We start from the raw sequence: 19,916 nt of genomic DNA on the forward strand, positions 1-19,916 counted from the left end.
GTGCATCAATGACTGCTGCAACCACCCGCCGCACCGCCGGCCCGCCGCTCGCCGTCCCCGATCACGAGGTGCTCGTCATCGGGGCCGGATTCGGCGGCATCGGCGCCGCGATCAAGCTGAAGCAAGCCGGAATCCGCGATTTCCTCGTCGTGGAGCAGGCCGGTGACATCGGCGGCACCTGGCGCGACAACACCTATCCCGGGGTCGCGGTCGATGTCAGTTCGTTCACCTACTCCTTCTCGTTCGAGATGAATCCGGAGTGGTCCCGGGCGTACGCGCCGGGCACCGAACTCAAGGCGTACGCCGACCATTGCGTGGCCAAATACGGTCTGCGCCCGCACATCCGGCTCAATACCCGAATGGTGTCGGGTGAGTTCGACCCGGTGAACCATCTGTGGCGCGGCACCACCGCGGACGGCGAGGTGATCACCTCCCGCTACGTGGTGGGTGCGCCGGGCGTGCTCACTCAGCCCAAACTGCCCGATATTCCGGGCGTGGCCGACTTCGCCGGCCCGACGCTGCACACCGCGCGCTGGGATCACGGCATCGATCTCGATGGGAAGCGGGTGGCGGTCATCGGGACCGGCGCGACCTCGGTCCAACTGGTCCCGGCCATCGCCGATCGCGTGCGAAGTCTCGCGGTGTACCAGCGCACACCGATCTGGGTCGCACCCAAACCCGACCTCGAAATCCCGGCGCCGATGCGGATGTTGTTCCGTACGGTGCCCGGGGCGCAGAAGTCCCTGCGCGCGGCCACCACCGCGCTCACCGAGACGTTCATGACCCTGGGCATCGTCCACAATCGGCAGTTGCCACTGCTGGTCAAGGGCATCGAAGCGCTGTGCTCGGCCCATCTGCGCCGGCAGGTGCCCGATCCGGAACTGCGCGCCAAACTCACCCCGCGGTACGGATTCGGTTGCAAGCGGCCGTCATTCTCCAACGAGTACTTCCGCACCTTCACCCGCCCGCATGTGGAACTGGTGACCGACGGCATCGAGCGGGTCACCGCGACCGGCGTCGTCACCCGCGACGGCCGCCACCGCGAGATCGACGTGCTCATCCTGGCAACGGGATTCAAGGTTTTCGAGAAGGGCAATACACCCGCCTATCCCCTGTACGGGCTGTCCGGCCGCGAGCTCGGCCAGTGGTGGGACGAGAACCGCTATCAGGCCTACCAGGGCACCACGGTGCCCGGCTTCCCCAACCTGTTCCTCATCTCCGGCCCCTACGGGTTCACCGGCGGCTCCTACTTCCAGCTCATCGAGAACCAGGTCCGGCACTTCCTGCGCTGTCTCGAGAACGCGAGACGCACCGGAGCCACCTGGATCGAGGTGAGCGAACAAGCGCATCAACGCTATTTCGACTACGTCCAGCGCCGCCAGCCCGACACCGTTTTTTACAGCAACAACTGCGCGGCCTCCAACAGCTACTACTTCGACAAACACGGCGACTCCCCGATTCTGCGGCCCTCCTCCGCCATGGAGGCCTGGTGGGACAGCCGCACTTTCGCCCTGAGCGACTACGAGTTCAAGCGATCCGGCTTCGGCGTGCGCCCGGTGCGCACGAGGCGGCTGGCGGAAGGGGTCGGCGCATGACGCGGGATCTGCATACGCACATCGGCATTGTCGGGGCCGGGTTCTCCGGTCTGGGCGTCGCGGTCAAGTTGAAGGAGGCCGGATACCACGACTTCCTGATCGCGGAGCAGACCGGCGATGTGGGCGGGACGTGGCGTGACAATACCTATCCCGGTGTGGCGGTGGACATCACGTCGTTCAACTACTCCTTCTCGTGGGAGCAGAATCCGAACTGGTCGCGGGTCTACGCGCCGGGCCGGGAGTTGAAGGCCTATGCCGATCATCTGGTCGAGAAGTACGGTCTGCGAGAGCATCTCGTCTTCGACACCGAGATCACCGAGGCCCGTTTCGACGAGGACGCCCATCTGTGGCGGTTCGCCACGGCCGACGGACGCGAGGGCTCGGCCCGATTCGTCGTCTCCGCCGTGGGCGGGCTCACCCAGCCGAAACCACCGACAATCGCGGGACTCGACGACTTCACCGGCAAGACGATGCACACCGCCCGCTGGGACCACGACTACGATCTCACCGGCAAGCGCGTCGCGGTCATCGGCACCGGAGCGACCTCGGTGCAGCTGGTGCCCGCCATCGCCGACCGGGTCGAGCACCTGGCGGTGTTCCAGCGCACGCCGATCTGGGTGGTGCCCAAGCTCGACGCACCCATTCCCGCGCCGGTGCGCCGCGTCTTCGGCCGCGTTCCCGGCACGCAGGCGTCGGTGCGCCTGGCCACCGGGGCGCTGACCGAGGCCGTGATGGTGCTCGGCTCCACCTATGAACGGCAATTCCCGCTGCTACGCAAGGGAATCGAGCAGCTGTGCCGCGCGCATCTGCGCCGGCAGGTGGCCGATCCGGTATTGCGGGACAAGCTCACCCCGCGCTACGACTTCCTGTGCAAGCGCCCGACGTTCTCCAATGCCTATCTGCGCGCCTTCACCCGGCCGGATGTGGATCTGATCACCGAGCCGATCGAACGCATCACCGCGACCGGCGTCCGGACCGCCGACGGACGCACGCACGAGATCGACGCGCTCATCCTGGCCACCGGATTCAAGGTCTTCGAACTGGGCAACACCCCGCCGTTCCCGGTCCACGGCACCGACGGCGTGGAACTCGGAAAGTTCTGGCACGACAACAGATATCAGGCCTACGAGGGCGTCACCGTGCCCCGATTCCCGAATATGTTCGCGATCCTCGCGCCGTACTCGCTGACCGGGCCCTCGTACTTCTCCATGATCGAGGCATCCACCACGCACACCCTGCGCCTGCTCACCGAGGCCGACCGGCGCGGCGCGACCTATGTGGAGATCCGCGAACAGCCGCACCGGGACTACTTCGCCGATATCCTGCGCCGCCAGCGCGATACCGTCTTCCAGGCCGCCAACTGCACCGGCTCCAACAGCTACTACTTCGATCACCATGGCGACACACCCATGATGCGTCCTGCCACCGGTCCGGAAATGTTCTGGCGGGCCCGGCATTTCCCCCTGGACCACTATCGCTTCGACAGCCTCGGCCGCCCGGATGCCGGCGCGACGCGACGCGGCGGAAGGAGAACCGCGTGACCGCGGACCTGTCCCTGTCCCCGCGCGGGATCGAGATCCGCGCGCGTCTGGCGGCCTTCCTCGAGGAGGTGTTCTATCCGGTCGAGGCCGAACTGGACGCGGAGATGGACGCACTCGACGGCCCGGAACCCTTCGGGCCGCTGATGATCGCACTCCGCAAGCAGGCCCGCGAGGCCGGGCTGTGGAATCTGTTCCTGGCCGACGAGTCCCTCGGCCACGGCCTGAACAATGTCGACTACGGGCAGGTGTGCGAGCTGCTCGGGCGCAGCATGTGGGCTCCGATGGTGACCAACTGCCACTTCCCCGACACCGGGAACATGGAGATCCTGCACCAGTACGCCACGCCCGAACAGCGCGAACGCTGGCTGCGCCCGCTGTTCGACGGCGAGATCCGCTCCTGCTTCGCGCTCACCGAGCCCGACGTGGCGAGCTCCGATCCCACCGGGATCACCACCACGGCGGTGCGCTCCGGCGACGACTGGATCATCAACGGCCGCAAATGGTTCATCAGCAATGCCGTGGGCGCTCAGCTGTGCATCCTCATGGCCTGCACCGATCCCGGGGCCGAACCGCACCTGCGCGGCACCATGTTCCTGCTGCCCATGGACACCCCGGGGCTCGACATCGTGCGCCGGGTACCGATTTTCGGTCACGCGGGCGGGCCGGGCCACGCGGAGCTGCGCCTCGAGAACGTGCGGGTCGGAGCGGACGCGGTCCTCGCGCACCCCGGCTCGGGATTCCTGCTGGCCCAGGAACGGCTGGGGCCCGGCCGAATTCACCACTGCATGCGCTCCATCGGCTGGGCCGAACGCGCCCAGGAATACGCCGTCGACCGCGCGGCCACCCGCCCGCACCGGGACGGGGTGCTCGCACAGTCACAGCTGGTGCGAGAGATGCTGGCGCGCAATCGCATCGACATCGACGCCGCCCGGCTGCTGGTGCTGCGCGCGGCGCACGCCATCGACACCGCCGGCAAGCATCGCGCCTACCGCGAGATCTCCATCGCCAAGGCGCATGCCGCCCGGGCCACCCAGGAGGTGGTGGACCGCGCCATGCAGATCCACGGTGCGCTGGGTCTTTCCGACGATGTGCCGTTGACCCGCTTCTGGGCCATGAGCCGCGCACTGCGCATCGGCGACGGCGCCGACGAGGTGCATCTGATGACCATCGCCAAACACGAACTGCGGCGGCGGGGGCACGATCGTGACCGCTGACGCCGCGCCCGACGCCGACCTGGTGGCCGCCGCGCTCGCCGACGCGGGGGAACACTTCGGCGGCCGCCCCGCACTCGAACCCCTGCCGGGCGGGGCCTCCCGCGACTCCTGGCTGATCGGCACCGACCGGCAGCGCTATGTGCTCAAACGCGATCCGCTGCACGAGCGCACACCCCTGACATCGCGCCACGCCGAATACCGGGCCGCGCTGGCGGCCGCCGCGGCGGGCGTCCCGGTGCCGCGCCCGGTGTGCTTCGAGCCCGCGGGCGGCCGCTTCGGCAGTGCGGGCATGATCAGCGAATTCGTCACCGGGACATCGAGTCCCAACCGGATCCAGGCGCTGGATCCGGTCGGCAGCGGCGGCGACGATCTGGTCCGGGATATCGGGCGGGCCGCGGGCCGGCTAGCGCGCGCCGCACTGCCCGCAGACGACGCGACCCGCGGCGGCGACCCCGTCGACGCGGTGTTGGCCGAACTCGCCGGCGGGCTGGATTTCCTCGCCCCCGATCGCCCCGTACTCGCGGCCGCGTACCGGTGGCTCGAACTGCACCGGCCCGTCGTGTCGCGAACCGTGCTGGTACACGGCGATTTCCGGCTCGGGAACTTCCTGATCGGCGACCGCGGGCTGTCCGGCGTGATCGACTGGGAGTTCGCCGCGCCCGGCTGCCCCGGCCAGGATCTCGGCTTCTTCTGCCTGCGGCCCTGGCGTTTCGAACGCGACACGCTGCGGGCGGGGGGCCTGGGCGGGCTCACCGCACTGCTCGACGGCTACGCCGAGACCGCGCCCGAAGCACTCGACGCCGCCACCGTCGCGTACTGGGAGATCGTGGGCCAGCTGCGCTGGGGCCTGTACTGCCTGCTGCAGGAATCGACCTACCGCCTCGGCGGGCACCGGCATCTGGAACGCTTCGCCATCGGCCGCCGGATCGCCGAGGTCGAATGGGACCTGCTGGACCTGCTCGAGGAAACACGATGAGCGACGCGACAATCCACGACCACGCCCGCGACACCGCTGCGGCCCGGGAGATGGTGGCCGCCGCCGCGAGCGAGGTGCGCGTCCTGGCCGAGCGCGCCGACGGCTCCCTCCGCAAACGGCTGCTGGTGGTCGTCCATGTCCTCGAGCTGGCCGGGCGGGAACTGTCCGCGGCGTCCGCGCCCTTCTCGGACACGGCCGAACTCGCGCGTGAAATCCGCTCCGGCGCACACGATCAGAGTCTGATCGCCGACGCCCTGCGGCTGCGCGATCAGGTCCGCCGCGCGGTGGCCGTGGTGCATCCCGGATACGACCGGACGGTGCACCCATGAACGGGCGCACCGGGTCCGTGCACGCGCTGGGCCATCGCTTCGAGTACACCGAATACGGGCACGGCGATCGGGTGGTGGTGCTGCTGCACGGTCTGCTGTTCCATCGCCGCATGGATGAGCGCCTCGCCGCCGCGCTCGCCGGGCACGGCTATCGGGTGCTGTGCCTCGACCAGCTCGGGCACGGCGGCTCCGATCGTCCGCTCGATCCGGCCGTCTATTCGATGCCGCTGTTCGCGAACTACGTGCTCGCGGTCCTCGATCGGCTCGACATCGACCAGGTGGTGCTCGCGGGCCGGTCGCTGGGCGCCAATACCGCGCTCGAGGTCGCGCTGACCGCGCCGCGGCGATTGCGCGGCCTCATCGCGGAAGGACCGGTGCTCGAAGGCGCACGCACGGCCGCGATGATCGCCTTCGGGCCATTCCTGATCGCGAGCGCGGCGCTGGCCCCGGCCATGCGGGTGATCGCGGCGGCGACAGCACGAATTCCCCGGGGCCACAACCTGATCCGGGACACGTACCTCGATGCCCTCGGCGGCGATCCGCGGGCCAGATCCGCCCTGCTGCGCGGCCTGCTGGCCGGCCGCGGCGCTCCCCCGCCCGCAGCACGGACGACCATCCGCGTCCCGGCGCTCATCGCCGGTTACCCGAAGGATCCGCTGCATCGCGACTCCGAGGTGCGGACCCTGCTGGCGGAACTGCCGGGCAGCCGCCAGCTGCGCCTCGACTCCATGTACGAACTGCACACCCACCCCGAGCGCCCGCTCGCGGTGATCCTCGAATTCCTCGACGCGTGCTGGGCCGACCCGCCGCAGCCCACGCCGGAGAACACGACCACCCTCGGGAGAACACGGTGACCAGCCGCCAAGAAACCGTCATCGCCGTCGAGGACGGCATCGATATCCGGCACATCCGGCTGCCCTCACCGCTGCCCGGCACGTCCCCGGACCGGCCGGCCGGGCTGAACGAGCTGCACTATCTGCGCTACCGGGCGGTCGACGGCCCGGTCGAATCCGCCGACGCCGACGCCGTCGTCGTGATGCATCCCGGGACCTGGGCGGGTGCGCAATCGCTGGATGCGCTGGCGCGCACCGTGGTTCGTGCGGCGGCCGAACGCGGGTCGCGTATCGAGTGGTGGTCGCTGGCGCGGCGCAGCGAGGGGTCGACCGATCTGACCGGTGTGCACGCCGCCTACGCCACCGCCGACCCGGGGCTGGCCATCGACTACTACTTCCACGGAAAACCGCTCGGCGACAAGGTGTTCGAAGGGTTCCGCGGACCGGGCCGGCAGCGGTTCCTCACCGAACTGGGCCTGCGCGGGGTGGTCGAGGATCAGCACGAGGTGCTGGTGCGGGAACTGCCGGATCCCGAAATCCGGCGCGCCAAGGTGTTCCTGGGCGGTCATTCGCTGGGCGGGCTGCTGGCGGGTGCGTACGCCGCCTGGGATTTCGACGGCGTGCCCGGACACGAGCTGTGCGCGGGCCTCATCGCCATCGACACCCTGGTCGGCACAGATCCACTGGGGCTGCATCAGCGTCCCCGGGCGCGGCGGATGGCCGACGCCGTGCACAGGGCCGCCGTCGCGGGGCTGCGACGTGGCCTGATTCCCGCGGCCACGCCGCCCGGGGGCACCGCGCTCGCCAAGATGTGGACGCTCGTCTACATCCTCGGCGTGGCCGCCGCCTGCGAGAGCGAGGTGGAATCCGATGTGCTGCGCCATCTGCCACGAACCGCGGGATGGGAGACGCTGTTGCGGGTGCTCGGCGCGCGCCGCTACCGCGACCTGCTGCGACCCGAGACGAGCGTGCGCGGACTGCGTCTCACCGGTGCCGCGGCCTTCGGACTCGCCACCGGCACACCGCATCTGCCGATCGATGCGCTGACCTCGAGCATGGGCAGGCTCGACGGTCCCACCGCGCCGCGCACCACCTTCCCCGCACCCCGGATCGCCCATCGCATCCCCGGGCTCCGCGCGGCCGTGCGCGCCACCTTCGGTGCGCCCACGCGGGTTCCGGCCGATCGCGCGGCGCTCTACCGCTGGCGTGCGGGCGGGTCCGCCGACCTGGACCGGCTGGCGCGCACGCTCGCCGCCGGACCGCTGGCCACCTTCGAAAGCTACTTCCCCATGCGCGTGCACTACGACCTGTGGACCGCGCTGGCCGGTGCGCGCGCCGACGATCTGGCCGGGCATCGGCACGCGGCGGGCGCGGCGCGGCTGCCCAGCCTGCATGTGCTCGGCGACCGAGCGAGTCTCGTGCCCTTCCTGCTGCGCGCCACTCGTCTCACACCGCCGGACTGCACGTACGCCACCGGATACCGCCACCTCGACATGGTCACCGGAACGGATCTGCCCGGGGAGCCGGTCAGCACCGCCATCGCGGATTTCCTCCTGGCCCACGCCATCCCGGTCGCCGCTCCCGAATCAGCCTGACGGACACCATGATCGTGGCCCAGTGCGCCGCCGGCACGAGAACTCCCGGCGGCTCAGCTGTTTTCGGCCAGCAGGTAATCGAGCAGGGAAACGACGCGCGGGATGTCGAACCGTTGTGGCTCGTTCAGGATCAGGCGCGCGCCGGTCTGGATGAGGCCCTGCACGATCCGCACCAGGACCTCCAGATCCACCCGGTCCGCGTCGGCGGGATGGCCGTCCAGCCAGGCGCCGAGCACCCGGCGCAGCGGTGCGCGCAGTTCGTCGCGCGCCGCCGCGACCCGATCCCGAAGCGCCGGGGGCACGCCGTCGATCGGGAAATAGACCAACCGCCAGGTGTCCGGCATGGCGCGCACGTCGATCAGGAAACTCTCCAGGCCGGCTCGCAATGCGGCGGCGGGTTCGGCGGACGGGTCGTCGAGTCCGGCCGTGGCGCGCTCGACCGCCTCGCCCATTCGCGCGGTCTCGCGGCGGATGAGCGCGTCGAGCAGTTCCGCGCTGCTGCCGAAGGAGTCGTAGACGACCGGCCGCGACACTCCCCCGCGCTCGGCGACGGATGCGATGCTCACGTCGCCGAAACCGGCATCCGCCACGATCCGCAGCGCGGCGTCGAGCAATTGCTCCCGGCGCTCGGCGGGTGCGAGGCGCTTGGGATAGCGGCGTTTGGTCGTTCCGGTGCTGCCCTGCGGCATTTGCGCTATTCCTGCCTGCCGGCGACGGACGTGACGGCGCGCTCCGCCAGCCAGCGCAGCGTCTTCGACACCGCCGCACGACTGTCGGCGCGATCGGAGTCCAGGACCAGCAGGGCGGCGGTCTCGCTGACCGAGAACGCCGCGTGGCTCAGCAGTTCGGTGTCCACGGCACGGTCCCGCAGGGCCGCGGCCATCGAGATCAGCGCCCGACTGCGTTCGCGCACTTCGGCTTTCCCACGCTCGACGCGCTCGGAGGTGCCCGGCGGCGCACCCTCGGCGGGCATCAGGACGAAACGGCAGCTCTGCGGAATGTCCAGCACCATGTCCAGGTAGGCGTCGGCCATCTCGGCCGCGAATCGGATCGGGTCGGCGTCCACGGGCAGTTCGGGCATGGACGCCATGGCCATATCCATCACCACCCGCTCCTCGCGGTCGATCAACGCCGCGAAAAGCTCGTCCCGATCGCCGAATTCGGCATACACGGCCGGGCGGGTGAGACCCGTGGCCCGCGCGATGGCGTGCATGCTCACCGCGGCGAAGCCGTCGCGCACGATGAGATCGCGTGCGGCGTCGAGGATCTGCTCGCGACGCGCCGTCACCCGTACCTCCGATCCCGCTGCGGCCGGGACCCGCCCGGTGGCGTCAGTCTACGCATCCGTCTGCGCCCGGCCCTGCCGCCGCCGGCTGACCCGGCACGATTCGCGCGCGACGCCGCGCACCAGAAAGCCGATCACGAACCGGCTCCCCGCCCGCACCAGGACTTCCGGCAGCGGGAAGGGCGGAATCACTTCGTGCCGGTACTCCATGCGAGTGCCCTCGGGAACGACAGTGAGCTTCACTTCGCCGTGGATGTCACCGGGCAGCCCGGACACGATGCGGTACGCGAACCGCTCCGGCGCGTCGTACTCGGTCACCTGTTCGCGCACCGCGGGGAAGCGGCGGCCCAGGACATAGATGATCCGGATCGCGCCGACGCCATTGGGCTCGGGCCGGCCGTCGCATTCCATGTCCACCGCGCGCAGCGGTGTGATGTCCGCGTAGCGGCGATGGTCGGTCAGCACCTCGAAGACGACATCGATCGGGGCGGGGATGATCTCGGTGAGGCGGGCGACGGCCACAAGGTTCCTTCCTGGGGTGCGAACTGGAGCTAGGCGGTGACGCGCCGGCTGCGCAGCCGGGCCAGTGGTCCACGGCGCAGCGCACCGGGTTCCGGCTCTACGCCGAAACTGCGGAACAGCATGGCGAGCATGTCGTAATAACCGACGAGCACGCACAGGGCGGCCAGTTCACGCTCACTGTAGTGGCCCCGCAGTAGCGTCCACGTCGCATCGGAAATACAACGCGCCGAATACAATTCGTCGACGGCGGTGAGCAGGGCGCGCTCCCGCTCGGGCCAGCCGGGCGCCAGCGGCCCGGCCGCCGCCCGCTCCACCTCACCGAGGGTCAGGCCGCCGAGCCGGGAAAGGTGTGCGTGGTAATACCATTCGTAGCGCACCCCGGAGTTCCACGCGATCCGCAGCGTCGCGAGTTCGGCATCGCGGCGCGGCAGCCGCGAGCCGAGCACCAGTTTGGCGGCGAACGGCAGATAGTGCCGCATCATGCGCGGGTCGACCCCGAGCGCGTCGGCCGCGGCGACCGACCCACCGCGGGTGATGGCGCCACCCGCGCGCGAGAGCAGCCATGCCAGCAGGCCGGTGTCGCGGAATCCGCCGAGCGCGACACGACCGGAATCGCCGACGCCCCAATGCGATGCCGCGCTCAGCCGCGCGATCGCGGTGGCCTGGTCCGCGTCGTCGTCGACGCCGTGGGTGGGCGGCGGCGGCACCGCCGGACAGGTGTCGCACGCTATGTCCGGCCGCATCCGGTCCAGCACCCCGGCGGTGGCCTCGCCCCGGCGCAGCCACCGCATGGCCCGCGACTGCCAGCCGCCGTCCTCCACCGCCGCGCCGACACTATTGAGCAACATGGCCAGCATGGCGTAATTGCCGGTCAGCAAACACAGATCGGCCATCCGCCGATCGTCGTAGAATTCGCGCAGTGCCGCCCAGGTGGCGTCGGAGACGCATCGATACGCCACGAGTTCGTCGACCGCGGTGAGCAGGGCCCGCTGCCGCTCGTCCCAGCCGTCCGCGTCCGGCCCCGCCGCCACGCGCGCCACATCACGCACGGTCAGCCCGGCGATCCGCGAAACGTGCACATGCTGGAACCATTCGTAGTACGAGCCGGCCGTCCACGCGGTGCGCAGGATGATCAGCTCGCTGTCGAATCGGGACAGGCCGGCCAGGGAATTCACATAGCCGAAGAAGACCCCGTAGTACTTGGCAAGTCCGGGCACCAGGCCGATGGCCTCGATCGCGTGCACGCGGCCGCCGCCGGTGATCGCGCCGCCGATCCGCGACGCCGTCCACGCCACCGGCCCGGTCGTGGCGAATCGCCCCAGTTCCGTTCTGGGCGAATCGATCTGCCGCCACCGCCGGGAAATATCGATATCGGTCACGCCCTGCCTCCTCGCATGCGCCGCGGTTGTCCGCGGATCGAATATTACAGTGATGTTTTCCTCGAAGTACAGGCCGGACACGCAACCGGCCGCAACTGTCCACCCGGTGACCGCTGCTGTCTAGGCTGGGTGCATGACCTCAGAATTGATCTTGGAGTGGGACGGCCGGCCCGATGCGGAGGCGCGGCTCACCCCCGAGATCTACGCGGGCTTCGGGACCTCCGCACCCGCCGAGACCGACTACGACGACACAGCATTCGAGACCGACCGGCCGGACACCCTCGGTGTGGTGACCGCCCGACGGGACGGCCGGCTCCTCGGCTGGAGCTGGGTGTACCGCGACCCGGACGACGCCGCGACGGCCCGCGCGCAAGCCGCGTACCTGCCGCGCGAAGCCGCCCGCTTTCACGGCGAGGCCGATCCGCAGCCCACACCCGACGAATTCGACGTGATCACCCGCCTGTATCTGCGCTCCGCCGACGCCGCCCGCGCCATCGGCCTGCGCGCACTGCGGTTCTCCGGCGGCGACACCCAACCCGAGGGGCAGGCGGCGGCGCGGCTGCACGCCCGGGCCGAGCCGGGCGATTCCCGCATCTGGTTCGCGCGCCCGGCGTCCTGGCAGCCTCCCGCCGACCTGCCGGCGCCCGCCGAGCTCATCACCTCGGCCACCGAGACGCCGCCGCACACCACGTTCTCGGTGAGCACACCCCGGGCCTCGATCACCGCGCTCGCGGTGGACGATCAGGCGTATATCAATGTCGGTGAGGACATCGACCACGACGATGCCGAACCAGAGGAATTGGCGGCGCTTTTCGCGGCCCTGCTGACCCAGCTGCGCGAGGCGCGCCCCGAGGTGACCGAACTCGGCGTGTTCGAATTCTCCGATGAGGCCGTCCGCCGGGCACTGCCCATGGCGGGTCTGCACCTGCGCGCCCAGCACACCCACTACGAGGTTCCCCTCATCCCCGGCTGACCGGCGGACACGACCGGTGTCATGCGCTGCGCACCGGGCACGTCAGCGCAGCGTGAGGGTGTGGTCGACACCGGCGCGCAGATCGACGGTCACGGCAATGCCGTTGTCTTCCTGGGTGATCGGAATCGGAACGCCGTCGAGCTCCGCGTGCGGGGTGCCCGGCCGGAAACCGCCGAATCGGATGGTGGTGGGGCCGTCACCGCGACAGGTGGCAGTCACCGGCGCGTCGGACGACAGGCCCATGCGGGCGGTGTCCAGGCGCACCGAGCCGATATTCGTCAGCGTCATCGCGAAACCGTTCGCGGGCTCGATCGGCGCGCCGTCGACGCGCCGCGCTCCATTGACGAACCCCGGTGCACCCGGATCGCTGAGATCGAGGGCCGGCTGTTCCGGGGCCGTCGCGGGCAAGTGACCACCGAGCGCGAAGGTGGTGGCATCGATCGAACCGTGCGCGGACTCGCCCGCGGCGGTGTCGCGGACCTCGAGGTCGGACACCCAGTAGGCGCGGTCGAAGCGGATATCGGTGCCGCGACCCGGGTCATGGACCGGATAGCGCACATAGCGGACGCGGACCGGCGTTGTCGCCCTGGGGGTTTCGGTGAGCCAGGCGGCCGAATGCGCCCAGTCGTCGTGGTAGAAGACGTCGAAGGGTTCGATGAGGGTGGGATTGTCGTAGAAGCGATAGGGGTTGCCCGCCTGCTGATAGATGGACTCCAGGGCGCGGGCCCCGACGAGGGGAACCAACGGGGCCGTCGAGGAGTAATTGAGTTCGTAGGGCAGGTTGAACGCGTTCTCGGCCAGCAGGCTGGTGTCGCCCAGGACCTCCAGGCCGGGGCGCGCGACCGCCGGGAGGCCGGGGCCCAGGTAGATCGGGTCCTTGATCGGTCCCAGATGCACTGCGGCCCTGGCGAATCGATCCGGCATGAGCAGGCCGAGGCGATAGGCCTGCAAGCCGCCTTCCGCCATGCCGGTGACGGCGGTGCGGTCCGGATCGACGGCGTAGTGTGCGGCGAGATCGTCCCAGACCTCCAGGACGTCCAGGATGCCGATATCGGGAATGGCAGACGGGTTGGTGGACCGACCCAGCGGTGTGAACACGAGCGCGCCAGTGCCATCGCCGAACTGCCGCAGGCGATTCGGTGTCAGCGCGGCGTACTGGTTCATATTGTTCATGAACGAGTGCAGGTCCAGAATCACCGGGGTGGGACGCGCCGGGTCGTAGCCTTCCGGGATGTACAGCGCATAGGGCTGGTACCCGGATTTGAACATCGGTTCGGTCTGGCGGGTCAGGGCGGGGGCGCCGTTGCCGCCGACGGCGCCCTCACCGTAGTCGTACCGCGACCGGAAGTTGCGGTTGTAGAAGCCCGGGGTCAGGACGAAGGATTCCGACCGCCGCTGTTGCAGCGCGGCCGTATTCAGCGAATGCAGGAACGACGAGAGGTCGCCGCCGGCCAGAGCGGCCGATTGCCGGCGGTCACTCCACATATCGAGCGCGGTCAGCGAAGTATCCGCGCCGGTCGGCGGTTCGATCTTGCCGTACTCTTCGGCGCCCTGGAACCCGGCATCGAAAACAGCTGTCGCACCGGGCTTCTGCTGTCGGAATCGATCGCCGTCGGAGAGTCCGGTGACGATGCCGAGCCGGGCCCCGTCGGCCACCCGGCCCAGCGTCTCCCACGGTACGTCCGCCTCGAAGACGTTCTCCGCCAGATCGATTCCGTGCGGTACGGCCGTGACGCGGCCGTCCGCCGTTGTCACCCGGGCTCCGCTCCCCCAGATCGTGACGAACACATCGCAGCCCGGCGTCCGCAGATCGGCCCCGTCGAGCCATTGCGCCGCACCCGTGGCGGTATCGCCGTCGGTGTCGATCGCGACCATCGCGATCGAAGTGCCGGACGTCTTCAGGGTTTGGAAGAAGACCGCCAGGTGCAGAGCGTCGTCATCGGCGGCGACCCGGAACTGCCGCAGATCCGCCGCGTTGTACCCATAGGAGTCCTCGGCCGGATACCGGTAGTCGCCATTGGTGGTCGACAGCAGCGACTGGAACGGCGTCGGATTCGGCAGCCGGTCCAGGTTCGGTCCGTAGTCGTCGTACAGGTAGTCGTCGTAGATCAGTTCACCGCGGTCCATGGTGGTCCGCCCCGCCAGCATGGTGGCCGCGCCGGACCAGTCGCCGATCGAGCCATCGGCGCGATGCTCGCTCGCCGTCGCCGGTTCCGCGCTTGCCGTCCGCATACCGGGGCAGGCGCACAGGGCAATCGCCAGGCTCACCGAAACCCAGTGCCGCACTCTGTCTCTCCGCAATCCGGGTCAGCGGTTTCCCAGCACGCCGAGGATGAAATCCGCCGCCGTGCTGCTCACCGGTTCGGGTCGGCCGCTGTTCTGCCGCTCGGCCCCCGCGACCATGTCCAAGTGGCTGAAGTTGTGCGCGTACACCGCCGCGGCGGGCTGGCCGAATTCCAGCCACGGCAACCCCAGGTTCGGGCCGAGTTGCTGGTACGGCCGCCAGATGTCGCCGATGACGGTGACGTTCGGGACGCGGTCGAGGTAGTCGGCGTGGCGCAGTCCGGCGAGGTCGCCGCCGCGGTAGCCGGTGCCCGCGAACGCCATGTCCAGCAGCTGCCGGTTGGAGTCGAAGGCCGTGGTGTAGCCGAGGTCGCCCGCGCCCACGTCGACGGCCACATCGGCGAGCGCCGCCACCTGCTCCTCGGGCGTGGTGAACGGCGCACCGCCGTCCTGCGCCCGGTCGAGGTCGTCGTAGTCGAGCCAGCCGTTGAGCCGGCCGACCGGATCCGCCGGTCGCACCAGGCGATTCGACGACACCACCTTCAGCATCCCGCCCACCACGGGGAGCTGGGTCAGCTCGGGCGGAATGACCACCCGCTTCTCCACGACCGGTCCCTCGAATGTGCCGAACCCGGCCTGCACTCCGACCGAGGGCATGGAGACCTTGCCGATCAGCGCGCCGAGGACGGCGGCATTGGTCAACCGCCACTCCCGGAAGTCCGGGCCGCCGGGAAACAGCGTGCCGAGCACGATATCCCAGAAGGGCGTACGCGGGATCGCCTGCGGGATCAGGCTTTCCGACTCCGGCTCGAAGCGGGCCGCGATACCGGCGATATTAATGAGGTTGAACAAGTCTCCAGTATTCGCGATGCCGAATTGCGTGGACTGCGGTGCGATCCCGGCGTCGAGGACGGCCTGCGCCACCGGCATGCCGATCATGGCGTACACATCCGCCACCGGCTGCAACCCGAACTGCTTGACCAGGAACGGGTCCGAGCGGATCGGCCCGTCCACGCCCATGACGCCGGCGATCTGGGCGTACCCGGGTCCGTCGGCGAATTCCCATTGACCGTAGTCGCTGGTCAGCGGGCCGCCGAGGGAATGCCCGGTGAGGAACAGCCGGGCTTTGCGGTCCGCGGCCGAGGGTATTTCGCTGCGGTTGACGACATGCCAGTCCTCGATGGTCTGTTTCAGCCCGTAGTCGGCCAGCCACTGCTGCTGCGCAATGTCCGCCCAGCCGGTCCAGGTCCGTCCGTTCACCGGCTGCCCGCGGAAGTAGTAGTCGAGCGCGAGCCGATAGTCCCGCGCCCGCACGGCGGCGCTCATGCCGGTGCGGTCTTCCAGGCACACCGGCCGGCGCGCCATCACCCAGTATTCGGCGGTGGTGCCCGCCGCCCGCAGCTTGTGCAGGGTCGAAACCGCGAGGGTGCCCAGCGAACTCGGTCCGCCGATATTGCCCGCCTGCGCGCTGACGATCGCGTCGGCGTCCTGCGCGTCGGATGGACCGTCGGCGAATCGGTAGCGCAGGAACGACAGCGTGTCGCAGGACTCCGGGTGCGAGGCCGAGCCCTCGGGCAGGGGCGCATCCCAGGTGACCCGCGTGACCTCGATATCCCCGCGCCGGTCGACGGGAACCTCGGTGCGCCCCGGTGTTTCCGCGTGAGCGCTCGGCAAGGCCGCCGCCGGCAGGACGAACAGGGCGGCGGTCGCCGCCGCCAGCGGCCAGCGGAGTGCGCGGGCGAATCTCATGGAGCCTCCGGGTGTCGCGGATGCGGCGGTCAACGGGGTGTGCAGTCGTAGCGGGCGGGGCCGGTCTGGTTCTGCTGGAACCAGTCCGGGCGCAGGACGGCCTGGATCAGGGTGGCCCGATCCGGAATGGCCACGCAGTAGCTGGGACCGGCCGGACCCTGCGGCGAGTACTCGGTGGCGAAGGCGCGCGAGAGCCCCGGCAGCGGTTCGGCCAGCGCGGCACAGGCCGAGTCGTCCGCATCGGCGCGGCCGTAGCACTGGAACCAGTTGACCGCGTAGGTGGTCGACAGGTGCGGCGACAGCACATTGCGCGGCACGCCCGGCCAGTTGATCGAATCGCCGTGACTGCCGCTCTCATAGGTGATGAATTGCAGCGGCGCGGTGCGGGTCTTGTCCTGCCGCAGGATGTCGTAGCGTTCCTTGGTGCCGATGGGCCCGTCGGTGGCGTCCACGAAACCATTGGGCGTGGAGGTGATTCCGTACGCGCCGAGCGCCGGAATGTCGAAATCGGCGGTCTGGTACTGGATCGGGATCGCCGCGGGCGCGTCCGAGAAGCCGGACAGCGCGACGATACTGGCGACCCTGGGCAGCGGTTGCCCGTCGATGCCGACGCCCTTGTCCTGCCAGTACGGGTAGGCGCTGACGCCGACCGAACCGTAGGACTGGCCCCAGAGGTTGACGTGGTCGAGATCCATCAGATCGATCCACGGATTGACGAGATTGTCACCCGCCGGGGCGTAGGCCGGATTCTGCCGCACCAGCCGCGGCATGAGACCGGCCAGCGCATTGCCGATCTCGTTGCCCGGGTCGGCGATCGGGGTGATGGGCGCGGCGTTGAGCCAGCGCACCACATCCTGCACATCGCGGCACGCGCCGGGCGTCTGGCATCGCGGCACGCCGAGCAACGGCAGGTACATATCGCCCACATTGCCTGCGCCGGTGCCGTTTCCGGCCTCCTCGAAGGTGATGCCGATGAAGCCCTTGCGCACCGCCGACTGCGTGTACATGGCGACATCGATCTGCTTCTCGGTCGCGCCCGGCGCCATGACGGTGACCGGATAGCGCGCACCGGAGCTCTGCGCCCCTTCGGGCAGCCAGATTTTCGCGATGAGCGGGATCCCGCGATTGTTGACAATGGTGAACTTGGTGACGGTGCCGAGCTTGAATCCGGTCGCGGTGTTCCCCGGAACGCAAGCGCCGTCGGTATTTTCGTAGAAGACGCTGCCGTCGGGGTTGATGCAGGGGTATCGGAATAGCGCTTCCCGCACGCCCGGATCGGCATAGTCGTCGTCGAGTACCGCGTCGGTCACGTCACTGAAGAAGTTGCCGTCGTGATTCCAGTCGGGCAGGTAGTCCGGATGCGGCGGCAGCCCGGCGCCGAAGGGCACATTGTGCACGAGCGCGTCGAAGATCTGCTGTGCCGCGGTCAGCTGCCGCTGCTGGGCGTCGGGTCCGGTCCAGGTCAGCGGATCGGTCAGCCCCGCGAACGGTCGCGCGAGATTGGCCGCGTTGACCGCGATGCCGGCGCGCAGCAGGTACTCGGCCATGCCCGGCGCGGTGAGATCCCGGACGGTCCCGGTCAGCAGCTGGCCGACCTGGGTGAACGGATAGACCGGGTCCGGCGGCTGGGCGGCCGGCTGGGCATGCGCGGGCGCTGCCGCCACGGTGGTGCAGGCGATCGCGAGGGCGGCCAGACCATGGCGGGTCGTACGGAGGAAGCGGCGAATCACAGGGTCTCCAGAGTGCGCTGGACGAAATCGGCGGTGTGCCACATGACCGGATCGGGGGTGCCGTCGTTCTGCACGGCGGCGGCATTGATCATGTCCTGGTGGCTGTAGTCGGCGACCGGAACGGCGTCCGGCTCCACGAAACCGGGGACCCAGCGGAACTTGCCCCACAGCTGGGCGCTGACCAGCTGGATACCCGGGACCCGGCCGCGGAAGTCCTCGAACCGCAGGAACCGGAAGTCCCCGCTGCGGTTTCCGCTCAGCATGAACAGCTCGTCGGTGTACTGGCGGGTGGAGACGTAGGGCTCGAGGAACCCGAGGCGGGCGCCGCCCACCGCGGCGGCGATCTGGCGGGCGTCGCAATGCTGTTGCGCCGGTGTGGAGAACGGGCCGCCGTCGGCGGCCCGCTGCGGGAAGTCGTACGGTTCGCCGACCCGGTCGTAGTTGCGCCAGGTGTAGAGCCGTCCGGGTTCGGCCATGGCCATGCGCGGCACCCAGGTGGCGAAGCTGGTGCCCCAGCCCAGCAGGGGGATGGCGTTGAATTCGGTGCCGAAGGGCACCTTGCGTTCCACCACCGGCCCGCCGTCGTAGGTGCCGAAGGCGGTGGCGAAGAAGCTGCCCACGCCGTGACTGCTGTAGGTCGCTCCCAGCACGGCCGCGTTGGTCATGCGGAAGTCCCGGAAATTCGGTTGATTGGAGATCATCTCGGGGAGGCCGCCGCCGAAGATGACCCGCCCCACGGTCTCCCACAGCCACGACTGCGGAAGTTCGCGCGGCAGCGGCGATTCCGCTTCCGGCTCGAAGCGAGCGGCAATGCCGATGACGTTGAGCATCGTCGCGATGTCGGGGAAGGGATTCGGCAGCACCTCGGGCGGAATGTCCTCGGTGAACGCGTCGAGCACATTGGGCAGCGCCACGGTGCGCGGCAGGACGCCCAGCCGCAGCCCCTGATTCACCACCTCCACCGGCATGGCGCCGAGGGGGCTGTCCCAGAACATCCGGATCCCCTGGGAGAACACCGGAATGTGGTCCGGGGCGATCCGCGTGTGCATCGGTCCGTCCACACTGACGTATCCCGCGATCTGATTGCTGCCCGCGTCGGTGTAATCGCCGCGATCGCCGAAATCCCAGGAGGCGTACACAGCGATCATCTGCCCGCCGTAGGAATGCCCGCCGATGAACAGTTTCCGCCGGCGCAGCGACGGATCCGGCAGTTCATGGGTGTGAATGAAATGCCAATCCTCGATCAACTGGCGCAGGCCGTAATCGGCGAGCAGATTGGCGCGCTCACCCCGCACGGTGAAACCGTCGAAGCGCCGCCCGCCCGCTTCGCCGCCCCGGTAGTAGTAGTCCAGCGCGATCCGGTAGTCGCCCGCCTCGACGGCGGCGGTCAAGCCGGTGGCGTCCTTGACCCGATTGTCGCGCCGGTCCATGACCCAGAATTCCGCCCGGATCCCGCGCCTGCGCAACTCGCGCACGGTGTTCCGCGCGAGCGGGTCCAGGGAGGCCGGCCCCTCCGACGCGCCGGCCTGGGTGGAGATCACCGCGTCGGCCGCGGCCGGATCGTCCGGCCCGTCCTCGGCTCGGACTCGCAGGTAACCGATGTGGTCGAGGTCGGGCGGATGCGGCAGCGCGCCGGACGGCATCGGGGCGTACCACGTCACCTCGCTGACGATCAGCCCGTCACTGTTATCCAGAATCGTCTCGGACCGCCCCGAATCGGACGGGTCGGCGGTGGCGCGGCCGCCTCCGAGCAATGCCCCCGCAACAGCGGTGGCAGCCACGAGAAGGGTGCGCCGACCAAAGCGCCCGGGACCGGGATTTCCGTCAGGCTCACCGCCCGGCAACGAATTTGACACTGGAGTAGCGTATGGCGATCACAGATCGTGAAAGGTTGATCCGAGCCGCCAACCAT

The 19,916-nt window shown here is 69.5% G+C and carries 16 protein-coding genes; 8 read left to right on the forward strand and 8 right to left on the reverse strand.

Annotated elements, in window-relative coordinates:
- The first annotated feature begins 8 nt into the window (after window positions 1–8).
- From ACFVIV_RS03930 to ACFVIV_RS03960, 7 genes are read left to right on the forward strand one after another with little or no spacing between them, the layout of a single operon-like run.
- Entirely contained in the window at window positions 9–1,595 is a 1,587-nt protein-coding gene (locus ACFVIV_RS03930) for a flavin-containing monooxygenase (RefSeq protein ID WP_379193274.1), read from the forward strand.
- Window positions 1,592–3,136: a flavin-containing monooxygenase gene (locus ACFVIV_RS03935; protein WP_379193275.1), complete on the forward strand. Its 1,545-nt coding sequence runs from the start codon at window positions 1,592–1,594 to the stop codon at window positions 3,134–3,136. The genes ACFVIV_RS03930 and ACFVIV_RS03935 overlap by 4 nt, the downstream gene beginning before the upstream one ends.
- On the forward strand, window positions 3,133–4,350 hold the full coding sequence (locus ACFVIV_RS03940) for an acyl-CoA dehydrogenase family protein (RefSeq protein WP_379193276.1): 1,218 nt from the start codon (window positions 3,133–3,135) through the stop codon (window positions 4,348–4,350). Before ACFVIV_RS03935 ends, ACFVIV_RS03940 begins: the two co-directional genes overlap by 4 nt.
- Window positions 4,340–5,326 carry a phosphotransferase family protein gene (locus ACFVIV_RS03945; RefSeq protein ID WP_379193277.1) on the forward strand — a complete coding sequence of 329 codons (987 nt, stop codon included), beginning with the start codon at window positions 4,340–4,342 and terminating at the stop codon, window positions 5,324–5,326. The genes ACFVIV_RS03940 and ACFVIV_RS03945 overlap by 11 nt, the downstream gene beginning before the upstream one ends.
- Window positions 5,323–5,655, forward strand: coding sequence for a hypothetical protein (locus ACFVIV_RS03950; protein WP_379193278.1), 333 nt, complete (start codon window positions 5,323–5,325; stop codon window positions 5,653–5,655). Before ACFVIV_RS03945 ends, ACFVIV_RS03950 begins: the two co-directional genes overlap by 4 nt.
- Window positions 5,652–6,509, forward strand: a complete 858-nt coding sequence (locus tag ACFVIV_RS03955; RefSeq protein ID WP_379193279.1) for an alpha/beta fold hydrolase — start codon at window positions 5,652–5,654, stop codon at window positions 6,507–6,509. Before ACFVIV_RS03950 ends, ACFVIV_RS03955 begins: the two co-directional genes overlap by 4 nt.
- A complete protein-coding gene (locus ACFVIV_RS03960; protein WP_379193280.1) occupies window positions 6,506–8,083 on the forward strand; it encodes a hypothetical protein in 1,578 nt (525 codons plus the stop codon). The genes ACFVIV_RS03955 and ACFVIV_RS03960 overlap by 4 nt, the downstream gene beginning before the upstream one ends.
- Window positions 8,084–8,136: 53 nt before the next feature.
- Here ACFVIV_RS03960 and ACFVIV_RS03965 read toward each other — a convergent pair whose 3' ends face one another.
- The 4 genes from ACFVIV_RS03965 to ACFVIV_RS03980 are packed head-to-tail and all read right to left on the reverse strand — an operon-like array spanning window position 8,137 to window position 11,269.
- The gene (locus tag ACFVIV_RS03965; protein ID WP_379193281.1) at window positions 8,137–8,772 is read right to left on the reverse strand and encodes a TetR/AcrR family transcriptional regulator; all 636 of its coding nucleotides are present in this window, start codon (window positions 8,770–8,772) and stop codon (window positions 8,137–8,139) included.
- Window positions 8,773–8,777: 5 nt separating this feature from the next.
- Entirely contained in the window at window positions 8,778–9,371 is a 594-nt protein-coding gene (locus ACFVIV_RS03970; RefSeq protein ID WP_379193282.1) for a TetR/AcrR family transcriptional regulator, read from the reverse strand.
- Between the two features lie 48 nt (window positions 9,372–9,419).
- Window positions 9,420–9,890: an SRPBCC family protein gene (locus ACFVIV_RS03975; protein ID WP_379193283.1), complete on the reverse strand. Its 471-nt coding sequence runs from the start codon at window positions 9,888–9,890 to the stop codon at window positions 9,420–9,422.
- A gap of 29 nt (window positions 9,891–9,919) precedes the next feature.
- Complete coding sequence (locus ACFVIV_RS03980) at window positions 9,920–11,269, reverse strand: carboxymuconolactone decarboxylase family protein (RefSeq protein WP_379193284.1); 1,350 nt, start codon at window positions 11,267–11,269, stop codon at window positions 9,920–9,922.
- Between the two features lie 133 nt (window positions 11,270–11,402).
- On the opposite strand from ACFVIV_RS03980, the gene ACFVIV_RS03985 reads away from it, so the two are divergent.
- Entirely contained in the window at window positions 11,403–12,242 is an 840-nt protein-coding gene (locus ACFVIV_RS03985; protein ID WP_379193285.1) for a hypothetical protein, read from the forward strand.
- A 42-nt stretch (window positions 12,243–12,284) separates the two neighbouring features.
- Here ACFVIV_RS03985 and ACFVIV_RS03990 read toward each other — a convergent pair whose 3' ends face one another.
- Genes ACFVIV_RS03990 through ACFVIV_RS04005 form a run of 4 tightly spaced genes read right to left on the reverse strand, consistent with a single transcriptional unit; the run spans window position 12,285 to window position 19,785 of the window.
- Window positions 12,285–14,528, reverse strand: coding sequence for a hypothetical protein (locus ACFVIV_RS03990; RefSeq protein ID WP_379193286.1), 2,244 nt, complete (start codon window positions 14,526–14,528; stop codon window positions 12,285–12,287).
- A 21-nt stretch (window positions 14,529–14,549) separates the two neighbouring features.
- A complete protein-coding gene (locus tag ACFVIV_RS03995; RefSeq protein ID WP_379193287.1) occupies window positions 14,550–16,274 on the reverse strand; it encodes a hypothetical protein in 1,725 nt (574 codons plus the stop codon).
- Between the two features lie 29 nt (window positions 16,275–16,303).
- Window positions 16,304–18,004, reverse strand: coding sequence for a hypothetical protein (locus ACFVIV_RS04000; protein ID WP_379193288.1), 1,701 nt, complete (start codon window positions 18,002–18,004; stop codon window positions 16,304–16,306).
- Entirely contained in the window at window positions 18,001–19,785 is a 1,785-nt protein-coding gene (locus ACFVIV_RS04005; RefSeq protein ID WP_379193289.1) for a hypothetical protein, read from the reverse strand. The genes ACFVIV_RS04000 and ACFVIV_RS04005 overlap by 4 nt, the downstream gene beginning before the upstream one ends.
- Between the last annotated feature and the right edge of the window lie 131 nt (window positions 19,786–19,916).

The sequence above is a fragment of the Nocardia sp. NPDC127526 genome (assembly GCF_042672265.1).
Classification (GTDB): domain Bacteria; phylum Actinomycetota; class Actinomycetes; order Mycobacteriales; family Mycobacteriaceae; genus Nocardia.